Origin of the sequence: Candidatus Poriferisodalis sp., assembly GCF_965214215.1 — a bacterium.
Taxonomy (GTDB): Bacteria; Actinomycetota; Acidimicrobiia; order Acidimicrobiales; family Poriferisodalaceae; genus Poriferisodalis.
Genome location: NZ_CBDCBD010000003.1, coordinates 615,210 through 630,273, shown reverse-complemented (window position 1 = coordinate 630,273; position 15,064 = coordinate 615,210). Strand labels below are relative to the sequence as shown.

The following is a 15,064-nucleotide window of genomic DNA, read 5'->3' as shown; positions in this document are numbered from 1 at the left end:
CTGATCGACGTAGGGGAAACATGACCGAAGACTCTGAACAAGACGCGGAGGCTGAAACGGGGGAGCCTAGCGATCCGGCCGATGATCCCGCCCTCGAAGCACTAATAGTTGAAGCATTTCGTGTCGCAGCGCAACGCGGATCGCCGGTCTGGTTCCAGATGCACGGAACTGTGTTGAAGAATCGTTTGCTCGACCTCACCGATCGACGATTCAGCGAGTCCAAGTACGGCGTGGAGCGATTCGGAGAACTCCTCGATCGACTTGACAAACTCTTGGCAATTGACCACTCCATTCATCCCTATGTAGTGGCGTTGCGTGAGCCATATCGTGCTCGCGTTGCTCCTTCGAACTTGGCGCCGTCTCTCAAGATTCGACAAGATCTCTGGCGGGCAACTATTGACTATTCTGCTTCGGGCAAATGGGTTTGGGAGAAGTCTTCCCGTCAAGCAGTGCTTGTGGAAACAGATATCGATGACGACGCACTGCTCATGCCAACACTTGACCCAGAGGTGCTCGGGGCTTGGAGGTCTGATTTCCTTGCCGAGAACGCGTCGCAATTGGACGAAGCTGGTCGCCTTCAGGCAGAGGCATGGAGCAGCAAGAGCCTGAGCACATCGGCGCTACCGCCCCAACTGCGTAACGCGTGGAACGATCGAGTCCGAAAGGGAATCTATGAGCGCCTGGTTGGGTTCTTCGAGGACCACGAATTGGAAGCCCCGTCAGATCTGTTGCTAGAAGCAGCACAACCGAAGCCGAATGTCGGACTACGCGAATATCTTCGGCGATGTATTGACCTGATGGATGAGGCGGAACTAAAGCAATTGCTGATTCCTGCCCACATCGCTCATCGTACACGTCGGTGACTTCGATCTCGCCGCTCGTGTGGCATGTCGCACTGCCCAGCTCCGGGAACCAGAGAACGATAGAACGAACTGCACGCAGTCATGGCTGGGAGTTCACATCAGTTGACTGCGTCCATCTGACTTCAAGCCAGGGCAGAAAGGCGTACATTCTTGGCCGGAGAGATGCGACCAAAGTCTATGCAGAAATGCACCGTCGCCCAGTCGCCGTCGTCTACGACGGGGCAGTGCACGTTCGAACGGATCCCAGCAAGAGATTTCACCATAAATGGTTGATCTCTATACACCGCTTCTGCCGATACAAGGCATTCGCAAAGAGTCTCAAGTCCAATAATGCCTTGCAGTGGGACAACGATTTCATCGATTGGATGTCGTCGGCCTCGTGCGACGATACGAATGACCCGAGAATCCTCCCATTTCATATGTTTGACTTTCAACAACAACTCGACCTTGATACGAAAGACAGCCGTAAGCGATTCAAGCAGATTTATCGTTCGGGACCGTCTCTTAGGGATGGCAGCAGCCGACGTTGGTCGTACGCAAACACCGGCCGTCGACATGGACGTGAGCCTCAGACCGTTCGGGGACTCTTGCTGCCCACGGGCTTCCATTGGGATGTGAACGCAGGCAAACAGTGCACCATCCGTGCGTCGGATTCGGTGTGGAAGGTTTCGCCCAACGGCTACATCAATGTCTACGCCGACGGCCATGTCCGGGTCGGCGACCACTGTCGTCAAGTCTGGTCGGTCAAACAGAGCACTCAGGAAGACGCCGCTGAACGAGGGCACTAGACGCGTCGATGCCGCCAATTGCAAATTCCCGGCCAAATGGCCGGGAATTGCAGTTGACTTGCGAGGTCTTTGCCATTGAGTGTGTGATTCGGTGGGAACTGGACTGCGCAATTGAGACTGCTGAGTCTCGCCTCGCTCTTATGGGGCAGTCCGTTCAGCTCACCTCCACCCTCACATGACTGGTGTTTACGGTCTCGAGTGTTCCGCGCGCACCCCCCTCGGCACTTAGGCCTCGGATCGCTAAACACTGTATCAAGAGCCGCGACAGGTCGCGCCTGGCGGGCACGCGTCGCATGCGAGCGGGACGGGACTTGCGGATCGGCACACGGCAGTGCTGATCGAGAATCTCCTCGCGTAGAGACACAACCTCAGCGTATCTTCGCCCTCGCGACCGACTCACCGACCGACGACCGATGCACACCGACACCTCATGTTTCTCCTTGCTCGGCTCCTTCCGGTGTGATCTCGGATGAATCGCCCCGAGTTTCGTGGAGGCTCTGGGGGTCCCTGACTTTGGTGGAGGCGGGTTACTGGATTCATGCTGCCGGTTTGTGTTGGTGTCGAGCTTCGAACTCGATGGGTGTGAGCATGCCAAGCGAGGTGTGCCGTCGCTGCCGGTTGTGCCAGATCTCGAGGTATTCGAAGATCGCGTTGGCCAGCTCGATGCGTGTGCGCCAGCGTTTGCGGTCCAGCAGCTCGACTTGCATCCGGGACCAGAACGACTCGACCATCGCATTGTCGAAGCAGTCCCCGACCGAGCCCATCGATGGCAGCAGCCCCGAGTCGACAGCGCGTTGGGTGAATGCCCAGGAGGTGAACTGGGTGCCTTGGTCGCTGTGGATCACGGTCTCGCCGGCTGTGGGGTTGCGGCCGTCGATCGCCATGCCCAAGGCGTTGGTGACCAGTGACGCTGCGGGCCGCGAGTCGATCGACCAGCCCACGACGCGGCGGCTGAAGGTGTCCAGCACCACGGCGCAGTAGACCTTGCCTTCGCGGGTCGGATGCTCGGTGATGTCGGTCACCCACAGCCGGTCGGGCTCGGCTCGGGCGAAGTCGCGGTCCACGAGATCGGATGCGGTCGCCACGTTGGGGACCTTGCGGAACTTTGGCCGCCCCGAGATGCCCCGCAGCCCTGATCGTCTCATCAACGTCTCGACGGTCTGACGGCCCACCGCGATGCCGCGGCCCAAGGTGAGCTCGGCATGCACCCGAACGGCGCCGTAGGTCTGCCGGGAGCCAGCGTGAACCACCGCGATGACGTCGCTCAGCCAAGCGTGGCGGACCGACCGCGCCGATGGCGGGCGACCCAGCCAGCCGTAATAGCCCGACACCGACACCCCCACCACGCCGCACGCCCGCTCGACGGGAAGTCCCTCCGCGGCCATCACTCTGATGGCCGCGAACCTGCTTTTGGGTCGGCGTCCCCCTTCAGCAGCTCGGTCGCCCGACGATGGATCGCCAGCTCGGTCTCGAGCTCGCGGACCCGTTTGCGCAACGCCGCAAGCTCGGCGTGCTCCGCGGTCGTCATGCCCGTCTCGATCCCGGCGTCGATGCGAGCCTGACGTCGCCACATATAGATCGACTGGCCGCTGATCCCCAGCTCCGCAGCCACCGCAGCCACCGGCCGGCCCGCCTCGACCAAATCGATCACACGCCGCCGGAACTCCGGCGAATAACCCCTCCGTGCCATAAAACCTCCTCAAGGCCCATGACAGCAGAATCCAATAATCCGCCCGCGCGAAACACAGGGTGCACCACTCTGTTCCTTGAGAGGATGGAGCTATGCCAGGAAATGGAAGATATCCCGCCGAGTTGCGTGAGCGTGCGGTGAGGATGGTGCTCGACAACGAGCGTCTTTACGGTTCGCAGTGGGAGGCGATCTGCTCGGTCACCGGCAAGCGGGGGCCGACGCCTGAGACGGTGCGGCTGTGGGTGCGCCGCGCTGAGATCGACGTCGGTTCGCGCCCGGGTGTGACCACGGCGGAGCGTGAGCGGATCAAGGTCCTCGAACGCGAGAACCGTGAGCTGCGCCGCGCGAACGAGATCTTGAAGGCGGCGTCGGCTTTCTTCGGGTAAGGGGCTCGACCGCCAGTCCCGCAGGTAGTGGCGTTCATCGACGCCCACCGGCACCGGTTCGGGGTCGAGCCGATCTGCGCTGTGCTCACCGAGCACGGCGTCGGGGTCGCCCCGTCCACCTATTGCGCCGCGAAGACCCGGCCGCCGTCGGCTCGGGCGCTGCGAGACGCCCGGCTGCGCGGCTGGATCGCCAGGGTGCATCGGGAGAACTACGGCGCCTACGGGGCGGCGAAGGTGTGGGACCACCTCAACCGCGTCGAGGGCGTGCGGGTGGCTCGCTGCACCGTCGAGCGGTTGATACGCGAGCTGGGCCTGCAAGGAACCCGCCGAGGCGGCACGGTCCGCACGACGACCCCAGCTGACGGCGCCGAGCGGCCCGCGGACCTGGTCAAGCGGGACTTCAGCGTGCCGGCCCCGAACCGGCTGTGGCTGGCCGATCTCACCTACGTGCGCACCCAAAGCGGCTGGGTGTACGTGTCGTTCGTGCTCGACGCCTATTCGTGCCGAGTGCGCGGCCGGCAGGCGTCGCGTTCGATGCGCACCGAGCTGGCCCTCGACGCCTTGGAGATGGCTGTCTTCGCCCGCCGCCGCTCAGGAGCAGACCTCGCCGGGCTCACCCATCACAGCGACATGGGATCCCAATACCTGTCCATCCGCTACAGCCAGCGGCTCGCCGACAACGACATCGTCGCCTCGGTCGGCAGCAAGGGCGACAGTCCTGACCTATAGGGGCATCAGTGAAGATTTGAGCAGGGAGCGGGCCGTCGGCGTCAGGCTGCCAGCCAGCCGTGCACACGAAGGTGCTCGTGAGCCGCTGTGACGTGCTTGTTCGAGAACATCCCCCGTTTGCGTTCGCTCCACCCGCGCACCTTGTCGATGATGTCGTCGGTGTCGCCCCCGGCGCTCTCGCGGTGGGCGATCCAGTGCACTGTGGCAAGCAGTTCCAGCGCGTAGGACGATTCGAAGCCTTCGACGAGTCCCAGCACTTCTTCGACTCGGTCGCCTGTCGCTTCGCCGATTATCAAGTCCGCGGCCTCGACCACAGCCTCGGGCACGGCACGCAGCGGCTCTGCGTCGAAGACCTTGGCTGACCCGTCTCCGTACCCCTGCAGAAAATGGCCTTCGACCGCTTTGAGCACGTGACGGAGGTTGTCGGCGTAGGGCCCGTAGCGGCCGCGCTGGAAGTCCAATCGCAGCGGTTCGCCTGCTTCCTGGAGGAAGTACATCAGCTTCTGCACGCTGACCAGCGACGCCCCGCCTTCCAGCGTGCGCGCAGCGATGCGGTCCACCAGCAGCACGAGCGCTGCTCTGCCCGGCGTCCAGTTCGGCCTGACCGACGCGTAGCGCATGTCCGCCGCGGCCGGCGTTCCTTCAGGCGCGTACACATGCACCTCGACACCCAGCCCGTCGAGGTGCTCTTCGATCAGCGGCCGGACGTCTGTCCACGCCAGCCCTCCGTTGCCGCATCCCAGCGGCGGCACGGCCACCGAAGCGATGCCGAGCCTGATGATTTCCGCCCGCAACGCCTCGAGCCCGGCGGCGATGTCGCTGATCCGGGACCCCGACCGCCAATGGCGCTTGGTGGCGAAGTTGATGATCCACCGCGGCGACACCAGCTGGCCGTTGTCGAACACGTGCATCCGCCCGATCTGGACCTCGCCGCGTTTGCAGGCCCGCCGGTACGCCTCGAAGTTGGCCCCGAACGCCTTCTTGAACTGGAGGGCGATGCCCTTGCCCATCACCCCCACGGTGTTCACCGTGTTCACGAGCGCGTCGGCATCCGCGTCTAGGAGATTGCCGTGGGACTCGACAAAATCCGTCATCAGAAATACCAGTCAGGGCGGACGCGAACCGTCGTTGTGGCACCAAAGGTATCCAACGCGCTCACCGCCACGCGCGATACGGCGTCGGTCTTGTCCCGCCGACGCGAGCGATGCTGCGCCGCCGACGATCCCCACGGTGAAGGTGTCGGGTTAGGGGGCGATTCCCCCGACTGGCGATGTCATGGTGTGCTCCTGGCCGAAGCGATGCTCCGCAGGGCTCGGGATCGACAGGGCCGTTTCGCCGCAACCGAGTCGAGACAGCCACGCCTCCTACCGGACAGGAGCGCTCCTGTCCGGTCTCAGGCTCGACGCGGCAGGTCGGACAACAGGCACAAGGCCAAAATATTGTGGAGTCAGCGCCGAGCGCAGGACCGGACCGTAACCCCTTGGCTGGAGGCTCCGGCGACATCAACAGTGGCACTCGGGATTTTCTGTGTATCCGGTCGTGGTCTGAGGGTTCGCAGCTTTGGGCTGGGAAGGATCATGTCTGTGACGGATCAGAACATGGCGGCTGTGCCGACGAGAGAGGTCGTCGGCGAGACGGCCATGAATGACTGGACCGAACGGCTGGTGACCCAGGCACGCGCCGATGGCGTGGAGCTGACCGGCGGCGGCGGTCTGCTGACAGGCCTGGTGCGCCAGGTGCCCCCGGACCGGCCCGGAGGTCGACATGAGCGACGCCGGCTCGCGCTCGGCGGTCCGCGGCTCGCAGCGGCAGGCGGCCGGTTCGACGGGGCAGGGCATCAGGCCTCGCTCCAGATAGCGGCGCTGCAAAGCGCGTGAGTGGTCTCGGGACGACAGCCACATCAGCCGGGCCGCGACGCACACCCGACATGACCCAGCCGCGCCTGCTGACCCGAGCCGGACGTTTCGTGCCGTGTTGGCTGCGTGCTGCACCCGATCTGGCACGACAAGAATCCGACCGCTCGTCACGTGCGCCAGCTCCGGCTCTGCTGTGCCTCGCCGCAGCCGACCGCAGGGAGCCGGCACGCCGTGACGGGAAGACCGCCCCGGCGCCGCCGGTAGAGGCCCGCCCTGGTGCTGCCGGTAGATGTCGTCGTGCTGTTCGCGGGCGCCGACGCAATACTGGAGCGGCTGCGCGGCCAAGCAAGGTTCCTGCACCCCCCGCCGCCGGGGCCCCGCGGCGCACGCGGCTACGCATGCGGTGGCGGCGCAGAAAGTGCATTGCGCAGCAACGCAGCAGCACGTACCCTCGCAGATTGCCGTGTCACAGGGAACGCCCTGCCACGGTTCTACTTGTCAGGCGGGAGATCGGTGCCACGAGGCCCCGTGCCCGGCACCACAACCCAATAATTCCAGCAGGAGGCTTGGAACCTTGACTATTCGAACGAAGCGGCGGGGCTGGCGCTCCCTTGCTGCGATCCTGGCGGCGATGCTCATGGCATCGGTGCTCGCGGTCGTGGCAGGCGCACCGGCTCAAGCCGCGAACACGTCCGACGAGCACATGATCGATACGAACGACGACGGCAAGAAGGACTCGCGCGAGTTTGCCGGCGCTGATCGTTACGAGACATCGCTCAAGTTGGCGCACAACTACGCCGGTGGCGACCTGGGTTCAGTGTCGACGGTGATCGTCGCTTCGGGCGAGACACTGATCGACGCGGTGACCTCAGCTGGCCTGGCCGGTTACAAGGACGCACCGGTACTGCTCACGCGCTCTGCCGGGATCTCTCGAGGCGTGGCTAACTACATCGAGGACCATGGCGTCGGCCAGGTCATCGTGGTTGGCGGCGCAGCGTCGGTCCCCGATGCGGTGCTCGAGGAGATCAAGAATCTGGCTTCAGAGCCGACGGTGATGCGCATCGCGGGCGATGATCGTGCTGCGACAGCTGCTGCGGTCGCTTCCGAGCTGGGTGGCAACGCCACTTGGTGCGGTACCGACGAGAGCGTGGCAGTCGTGGTGAACGGCAGCGATATGCCAGCGGTCGACGCAATTGCGGTCGGCCCGATGGCGTACGCACTCGAATTGCCAGTGCTGCTGACCGACTCCGACGCATTGCCCGACTCGACTTCCAACTTCCTGATGGACGAGAAAATCGAACGGGTTGTGATCGTGGGTGGCATGGCATCTGTTTCGGCTGATGTCGCCGACGAGATTTCCGAACTCGGCAACATTGCCGTGCAGCGGATCGCCGGCGACTCTGCGGCGGCTACGTCCGTTGAGATCGCCGAGTTGATGCTGGACGACTGCGATGACGACTTGGGCACCTCATCCACCCGCGTTGCGCTGGTGAATCGCGAGGCCACCGCTGACGGCATCAGTTCTGCTCCGGTGCTCGGCAAGGGCATGGGCGACGGACCGATTCCGGTTCTCTTGGTCGACAGTGAGCTGCCAGCCTCGGTCCGCGACTACCTGGCCAGCACGCCCGAACAGGTTGGTCCCGAACAGACAGATCCAAAGACGAACCTGACGATCATCGCAATCGGTGGCAATGCCGTTGTGAGTGAGGCCGTCATGGAGGCTGCGATCGCTACGGCTACATCGTCGGATCCGCTGACCGCCGAAATCAAGGCCGCTGCCTCGGCTGCAGAAGACAACACCGAAACTGATGTCGATGAGACCAAGGGTCTGATCACCATCACGTTCAGTGATGGCATCAACGATCTTGACGAATTCAAATTGGCCGCCAAGCTGAAGGATGTCCTGTACGTCAACAGTGCCCCGGCATCGATCGGCGAGGAAGGCGGCGAACTGTCGATTACCGATCCAATGCCTGCCGCGACTGCCACGTGCGGTCCTTCGGAGTCATTGATGGTGACGCTCACGCATGGTCTGAAGGCAGGCGATGAGATCGAAATCCGGCCGACGGCGACTCAGTTCGGTGACGATGACGACAAGAGGCCGCTGCAGCCAGCATCGTTCACGGTGCCGACTCCCGACCGGGACACCGCTGCTCCGAGCCTCGAGGTCATCGCGGTCGAGGGTGGTGGCGACATCCACGTCATCTCCAGCGAAGCGGGTAACGCCGATGCGACTAAAATCTCCGTGACTACACGTTCTGGTGTCAAGGTTTCAGTCGCAGCGGCCGCTACCCCAGAGGCGGCGGAATTCCCGGCTGTGTTTGGTGCCGTCCGCTTTGACTTCGAAACGATGTATGCGTCGGACAACACTGTCGGGGACGATCCAGAGGGATCTGGTACCGACGGTGTTACTACCAGTGGCGCATACAACTTGGTCAAGGGTGACATCGTCGTTCTGAATCCTGGTGCGATCAAAGACGAAGCGGAGAACGCCAACCGGACGATTCGCGAGACGGTCGACGCTCGGACGAAGTCCTTCACGGTGTCGTCGATCCGACTCAGCGCGGTCAATCCGGGCGTCGATGACGATCCGACCAACGACCTTGGTCCTAATGCTGTACCTGACAGCATTGCTGGCGTGAGCACCCCGGCGAAAGTCACCATGGGTGCCGTGACCATCCAGGCCCTCTGGGACGGCAGCGCCGCTGGTGCCGCTGGTAACGGCTGGACCTTGACGGTCGACTCGGCAGCTGGTCGTGATACGGCAGCAGAGACTCCCGAGATTGATGTCAGCGTGAACTCGCGGAACAGCATCATCCGGGTCCGTTTCATGGACGGAACGCCGAAGGTGTCTGACCTGCTCGCGGCGCTGAACGGGTCGAGTGACTTCACTCGCCACTTCAAGGCCGTCGCAAATTGCGCCAACGCCAACAATGGCGCCGATGACGCCAATAAGTCTGGCGAATCGCTGACAGGCGGTCTGAGTTCAGTTGCGTTCATGGTGACGTTCAACGACTACGTCGAGATGCTCACCACAGACGACAACGGCAACAACAACCTGCGTGATGACATCCTCAGCGCGTTGGTCACCAAGTACTCACCTGCTTCCGTTGCCGATACTGCGGAAAACCTCAGCGCCAATACTCCGTACACCGCGGCCGTTCGGTTCTTGCGACCGTTGGATCGGGTCCACATGTTGTTCACCACGAACAACGCTGGAACGATCCCAGGTGCCCGAACGGGTACAGGACGCGGCGTCGTTGACATTGGTGGTGACGATGAGGGTGATGACTCTGACGAAGAGCACGTCGCGAATAGCTACTTCCCGGAGAACCTTGAAACGCTAAAGGTCGACGAAAAGCAGAACGCTGCGAAGGAACTCCGCATTTCCTCCAACCGGAGCGTTCTCGTCAAGTAAGTCGTCTGACATACAGGACACCCAGTAAGGAGGCATCAGCTCACTGACAGGGTGAACAGCCTGAGAAGGGCCCCGGGGCAATCGCCCCGGGGCCCTTCGCGTCTGCGAGCAGCAATAGCGCATACATGATCCAAATTGCTGGATATAGGAGGCAGCGCGGATAGGTGGCGTCTTGGGGGCTCTTCGCGTTTTAGCGTGGGGTGAGGGTGTCGAGGAGGGTCCAGTCGGGTTTGCCGGCGTAGAGCAGGACTCGGGTTCGGTAGTGGTCGAAGTTGGCGGTCCCGAACGACACGCGCTTGATCAGCTTTGCCAGGTTGTTGGCTGCTTCGGTCGGTCCGTTGGTGACGCGTGAGCGATGCCAGTTGGTGATCTGGGTGCGCCAGTCGCGAAGGGTGCGGCCGAGGCGGTTCAGTTCTGCCGAGTACGTCTCGTCTCGCAGGTCGCGGGAGAGCTCGTCGAGGGCTTCGACGGCGACTTGGTGGTCGCGGATGCGGTAGGTCATGCGAAGGGTTTCTTTGGCGTGCCAGGCGTCGCGGACCTCGCCTCGGGGGTCGCCGGCTGCGAGCAGGCCGCGCAGTTTCGCCTCGCCGCGTTCGGTGACGCGTTCGTGTGCTTTGAGCAGCAGCCGCCGTATCCGGTACAGCGGGTCGCCTTTGGTGCCGCGTCCGCCGGTGGTCTCGTTTTGGACGCGTCGGCGCACGTCGTCGACGGCCGAGTTGGCGAGCTTGACGACATGGAACGGATCGGCGACCCCGGTCGCTTTGGGCAGCGCGTCGGTGAACGCTTTGCGGTACGGGCCTGACAGGTCCATCACTCCCCAGCGCACCCGCCGCCGCCATCGCGACGTGCGCCCCTGGATCCATCTGGTGGCGCCTTCGGCGCTGCGACCAGCGACTATGTCCAGCAGCTTGCCTTTGCGGGCGTCCACGATGGTGGTGCTCCACTGCTTGTCGCGATAGCGGCCGCGGCGGAATATCAAGATCTCGTCCAAGCCGAGCGCGGTCACCCCGTCGTTGCGTGAGGCGTCGGCTTCGAGCAGCGCCCGGCCCCACCGCTGCACCGCGGCCATCGCGGTGTGCCAGTTGCATCCCAGCTCAGCTGCGATCTCTTTGATCGCGCGTCCCGCACCGGCGCGACGGGTAGCCCAGCGGGCCGCCCGGCTGGTCATGCGCCCCCTGGGCGGCGCGATCTGAGGCTGCTGATCGGTGAACGTGCGCACCGCACAGCCCTGATGCGGGCACAGCCAGCGATGCTTGCGCCACACCAGCTTCACCGGCCGCCCGAACACCGGCAGATTCGCGAGACGCACCTCGCTGACGCCGTGACGGTGCACCTTGGCGCCGCAGCCGCCACAGCACGGCCGCTCGGTCAGCTCGATCTCGACCATCAGCGGTCCGCCGCGGCGACCCCCAACGCCGGTCACCGCGACGCCCGGGCCGAGGCCCACCATCAGCCTCAACGCACGCATAGGGTCAACAAGCACAGGGATCCTCCAGAACTCGGGTATGCGAACACTCCCGATTCTGGGGGATCCCTCACTACACGGCCCGGACCCTCAAACGCTCATCCCACGCGCAAACGATGCTCCTATGTTTGTCAAGCGGCGATTTGGTCGAGATGTCGTTGGTAGCGTTCGGCGAGCTGGCGGTCGTGGCGCAGGCCTCGTTCGACGGCTGAGATTTTGGGGGTGGAGGCTCCCAGCGCGGCGGCGGCTTGTTCGAGGGTGATGCCGTGTTTGACGCGCAGGTCTCGCAGGTGCTGGCCGTCGGGCACCTCGGGCGGGTCGACGATGAGCCGGTGGATTTCTCGGGCTATGTGACGTTTTGATTCGCACTGGGTTTTGCGCAGGCTCCAAGGATTGGAGCGAGCATGGGATCTATGGACACACAAACAGGCCGGGCGGCGACGTCGCGTCGGTATTCGGCTGAGCAGAAACAGCACGCGGTGCGGATGGTGTTCGCGTTGCGCGAGGAGCTGGGCACCTCGGCGGGGACGGTGGTCAGGGTGGCTCGGCAGCTGGGTTACGGCGAGGAGTCGCTGCGCCGCTGGGTGGCCCAGGCCGAGATCGACGCCGGGACACGGGCAGGGGTGTCGACCGCTGACAACGCCGAGCTCAAGAAGCTCCGCCAGGAGAACCGCGAGCTGCGCCGGGCGAACGAGATCCTGCAGCGGGCAGCGGTTTTTTTCGGGGCGGAGCTCGACCGCCGACAGCGATGATCGTCGAGTTCGTCGACGCGAACCGTGCCCGCTTCGGGGTCGAGCCCGTCTGCGCTGCGCTGCAGTCGGCTCCGTCCACGTATTGGACAGCCAAACGGCGGCCGCCGTCGCAGCGGTCGGTGCGCGACGCGAAGATGATGCCGATCTTGTTGGCGCTGTGGCAGGCCAACTACTGCGTGTACGGGGCGCGCAAGCTGTGGATCGCCGCCAGACGCGCCGGTCACGACATCGGCCGCGACCAGACAGCCCGGCTCATGAAAATGCTGGACATACGGGGCATAAGGCGGACAAAAAAGGTGCGGACCACCCGGGCGGACCCCCAAGCGGACCGGCCTGCTGATCTCGTCGAACGCGACTTCACAGCCGACGGCCCGAACCGGCTGTGGGTCGCCGATCTGACCCATGTCCCCACCTGGTCCGGCGTCGCGTATGTGTGCTTCATCACCGACGCGTTCTCCCGTCGCATCGTCGGCTGGCGGGCCGCCTCTCACATGCGCACCCAGATGGTGCTCGACGCGTTGGAGATGGCCCGCTGGGCACGCGGGACCCGACTCGAAGGACTCGTCGCGCACACCGACGCCGGCAGCCAGTTCACCAGCATCCGCTACAGCGAACGCCTCGACGAGATCGGCGCGGTGCCCTCGATCGGGTCGGTCGCGGACTCATACGACAACGCCCTCGCCGAATCGGTCAACGCGCTCTACAAGACCGAACTGATCCGCGGCCCGAGCCAAGGACCATGGCGCACCGTCGACGACGTCGAGCTCGCCACCCTCGGCTGGGTCCACTGGTGGAACACCGACCGTATCCACGGCTACCTCGACGACATGTCACCCGATGAATTCGAAGCCGCCTACGCTGCGACCAGAACCGACCACAACAAGACAGAAAACCACAACATTCAGCCTGCGCAAAACCCAGGGTGAATCATTGGAGGCAGCGCAGGATCTCGCGGTCGGTGTTGCCTTGGGCTCGTCGGCGTGCGGCGTAGGCCTGGGTGCGCTCGTCGCTGCGGAGCCGGACGGTCGCGATGCGCCACAGGGCGTTGTTGGCCTGGCGGTCGCCGCCGCGGTTGAGCCGGTGGCGCACGGTGCGGCCCGAGGAAGCCTCGACGGGGCTGACGCCGCACAGCGCAGCGAACGACGCTTCGCTGCGCAGCCGTTCGGGGTTGTCGCCGGCGGCGACGAGCAGCGCGGCAGCGACTTGGGGGCCGACGCCGGGAGCAGCCAGCAGCGCCGGCGCGGCAGCGGCGCACAAGCGCGTGATCTCGGCGTCGAGCTCGTCTATCTCGGCGCTGAGAGACTGCCAGCGCGTCGCGAGCGTCCGCAGCGATCTCTTGGCGGCGGCGGCGGCTTCGCCTCGGCTCGGGTCGGGCCGCAGCCGTGAGCATGCCTTGATCAGCGAGGCGCTGCTGCGACCACGCAAAGGGGCCGTGACCTGCTCTGATGCGGTCACCGCCAAGCTTTTGATCTGGTTCATCGCGACGGTGCGGGCCTTGACCGCTGAACGTCGTGCCATCCTCAGCGCACGGATCGCCTCCACAGGCCCGTCAGCGGACTTCGGTGTCGCAGTGGCCTCGCCCGACAGCACTGAACGCGCCGCCGCAACAGCGTCCGCGGAGTCGTTCTTGTCGCCGCGGCGTGACCGCCGCCGCGGCCGCAGCACCTCGACCACCGTGACGCCGGCGGCGGCGAGGAACCGCGACACGCCAGCGCCGTAGCTGCTGGTGCCTTCCACGCCGACGCTGTCCACCTCGCCCCAAGCGCGCAGCCACAACCCCAGCTCCTCATAACCGGTGCGTGTCGCCGGGAACGACGCGGTTCCCAGCAGCCGGCCTGCCGGGTCCAAAGCTGCGGCGACGTGAGCGTCGCGGTGGGTGTCCACACCGCCGACGACCCGGCATCGATCTCGATATCGATCTGGCATAATCGGTTGGCCCTCCTCAAAATTGGGTCAGGCGTCAACCGGCCGGAACGACGGACAGTGCACTCAAGGCGCTTGAACCGACGCTCCTATCAAGTCACATTCCTTCCGGCCGGCTGGCGCGCGCCCCCGACGCGAAACAGGCCGACAGATCGTTTGCAAGGCACGAAACCAGCGAAGCGCGGAGTCAGACCCGTAACCGTCGAGGACACAACCACCATCATGAGTGCGAAGAGCCGGATTGAGGCGATGAGATCGACCGGAGCGACCGGTGAGGGCATCGCGACGGCGCTGGGCCGGCATCCGGCGACGGTGTATCGCGAGCTGGGACGCTGCGGCGGCCCCACCGCCGTGTACGACGCGGCCGCAGCGCAGACGGACGCGAAGCGCCAGGCGCGGCGGCCTCGCGCGTGCAAGCTCGAAGCCGACCCGGTGCTGGCCGCACAGGTGAAGCGGCCGATGAAGCAGCGCTGGTCGCCCCAAGCGATCAGCGCCGATGTGGCCGCTGAGGGGCAGCGGGTGTGCGCGGAGACGATCTACCGGGCCGCGTACAGCGGCTGCGGGCTCGGCGCCCAAGCGTGGGCTGACCTGCCGAGGGGCCGGCGCCGTCGCCGTCGTCGCAGCCGGCACAGCGAAAAGGCCAGCCCGCTGGGGGATTACCGGCCGCTCAGCCGGCGGCCCGCAGCCGTGGAGGAGCGAAACGAGCCGGGCCACTGGGAAGGCGACTTGATCATCGGGGCAGCCAACCGCACCGCCGCCGCGACCCTGGTGGAGCGGGTCAGCCGTCACACGCTGGTCGTCGCATTGCCGCACGGCTACCGCGCGCCCCAAGTCGCCGCGGCTGTCACCGATGCCCTGGCGAATCAGCCTGCTCATCTGTTGCGCAGCCTGACCTGGGACCAAGGCCGCGAGATGGCCCGCTGGGCCGACATCGAAACGGCACTGGGCATCGAGGTGTTCTTCTGCGAACCCCACAGCCCAAGCCAACGCGGCACCAACGAGCAGACCAACGGGCTGCTGCGACGCTGGCTGCCCAAAGGCACATCGCTGGACCTCAGCCCGCTGCGACTGTCGATCATCGAGGACAACCTCAACTGGATGCCCCGCCGACTCCACAACTGGCAATCAGCCGCCGAGGCTTACACTCGACTCGCTCGCAACCACCGATAGAGCCTGCCGAGCGACGTGACCTCA

At 64.7% G+C, this 15,064-nt stretch carries 11 protein-coding genes, 1 pseudogene and 1 other annotated feature; of the genes and pseudogenes, 7 read left to right on the top strand and 5 right to left on the bottom strand.

The features are described from left to right. The first annotated feature begins 20 nt into the window (after positions 1-20). On the top strand, positions 21-863 hold the full coding sequence (locus tag ACOOF5_RS05265) for a hypothetical protein (protein WP_420437328.1): 843 nt from the start codon (positions 21-23) through the stop codon (positions 861-863). A 1,324-nt stretch (positions 864-2,187) separates the two neighbouring features. On the opposite strand, the pseudogene ACOOF5_RS05260 reads toward ACOOF5_RS05265, so the two are convergent. Next, positions 2,188-3,341 (bottom strand): annotated as a pseudogene (locus ACOOF5_RS05260) (IS3 family transposase). A 92-nt stretch (positions 3,342-3,433) separates the two neighbouring features. Between ACOOF5_RS05260 and ACOOF5_RS05255 the strand changes: the two are divergent. Next, the gene (locus tag ACOOF5_RS05255; RefSeq protein ID WP_420437326.1) at positions 3,434-3,727 is read left to right on the top strand and encodes a transposase; all 294 of its coding nucleotides are present in this window, start codon (positions 3,434-3,436) and stop codon (positions 3,725-3,727) included. 27 nt (positions 3,728-3,754) lie between these two features. Then, entirely contained in the window at positions 3,755-4,456 is a 702-nt protein-coding gene (locus ACOOF5_RS05250; protein WP_420437324.1) for an IS3 family transposase, read from the top strand. Positions 4,457-4,497: 41 nt separating this feature from the next. On the opposite strand, the gene darG is transcribed toward ACOOF5_RS05250, so the two are convergent. Then, positions 4,498-5,550, bottom strand: coding sequence for a type II toxin-antitoxin system antitoxin DNA ADP-ribosyl glycohydrolase DarG (darG, locus tag ACOOF5_RS05245; RefSeq protein WP_420437322.1), 1,053 nt, complete (start codon positions 5,548-5,550; stop codon positions 4,498-4,500). A gap of 489 nt (positions 5,551-6,039) precedes the next feature. Between darG and ACOOF5_RS05240 the strand changes: the two genes are divergently transcribed. Both ACOOF5_RS05240 and ACOOF5_RS05235 read left to right on the top strand, forming a co-directional pair. After that, a complete protein-coding gene (locus tag ACOOF5_RS05240) occupies positions 6,040-6,333 on the top strand; it encodes a hypothetical protein (protein ID WP_420437320.1) in 294 nt (97 codons plus the stop codon). 553 nt (positions 6,334-6,886) lie between these two features. Then, positions 6,887-9,730 carry a cell wall-binding repeat-containing protein gene (locus ACOOF5_RS05235; RefSeq protein ID WP_420437318.1) on the top strand — a complete coding sequence of 948 codons (2,844 nt, stop codon included), beginning with the start codon at positions 6,887-6,889 and terminating at the stop codon, positions 9,728-9,730. A 190-nt stretch (positions 9,731-9,920) separates the two neighbouring features. On the opposite strand, the gene ACOOF5_RS05230 is transcribed toward ACOOF5_RS05235, so the two are convergent. Further along, entirely contained in the window at positions 9,921-11,213 is a 1,293-nt protein-coding gene (locus ACOOF5_RS05230) for an ISL3 family transposase (RefSeq protein WP_420437316.1), read from the bottom strand. A 113-nt stretch (positions 11,214-11,326) separates the two neighbouring features. Beyond that, positions 11,327-11,503: a helix-turn-helix domain-containing protein gene (locus ACOOF5_RS05225; protein ID WP_420437314.1), complete on the bottom strand. Its 177-nt coding sequence runs from the start codon at positions 11,501-11,503 to the stop codon at positions 11,327-11,329. A gap of 105 nt (positions 11,504-11,608) precedes the next feature. On the opposite strand from ACOOF5_RS05225, the gene ACOOF5_RS05220 reads away from it, so the two are divergent. After that, a protein-coding gene (locus tag ACOOF5_RS05220) for an IS3 family transposase (RefSeq protein WP_420437312.1) occupies positions 11,609-12,873 on the top strand; the annotation gives its coding sequence in 2 pieces (ribosomal slippage) (positions 11,609-11,909 and positions 11,909-12,873; 1,266 coding nt in all). Further along, positions 11,905-12,021, top strand: a sequence feature (AL1L pseudoknot). (Overlaps the previous gene by 117 nt.) Before the next feature lies 1 nt (position 12,874). On the opposite strand, the gene ACOOF5_RS05215 is transcribed toward ACOOF5_RS05220, so the two are convergent. Beyond that, the gene (locus ACOOF5_RS05215; protein WP_420437310.1) at positions 12,875-13,873 is read right to left on the bottom strand and encodes an IS110 family transposase; all 999 of its coding nucleotides are present in this window, start codon (positions 13,871-13,873) and stop codon (positions 12,875-12,877) included. Positions 13,874-14,119: 246 nt separating this feature from the next. Here ACOOF5_RS05215 and ACOOF5_RS05210 point away from each other — a divergent pair, with 246 nt between their 5' ends. Next, positions 14,120-15,040, top strand: a complete 921-nt coding sequence (locus tag ACOOF5_RS05210) for an IS30 family transposase (protein ID WP_420437308.1) — start codon at positions 14,120-14,122, stop codon at positions 15,038-15,040. The last annotated feature ends 24 nt before the right edge of the window (positions 15,041-15,064 follow it).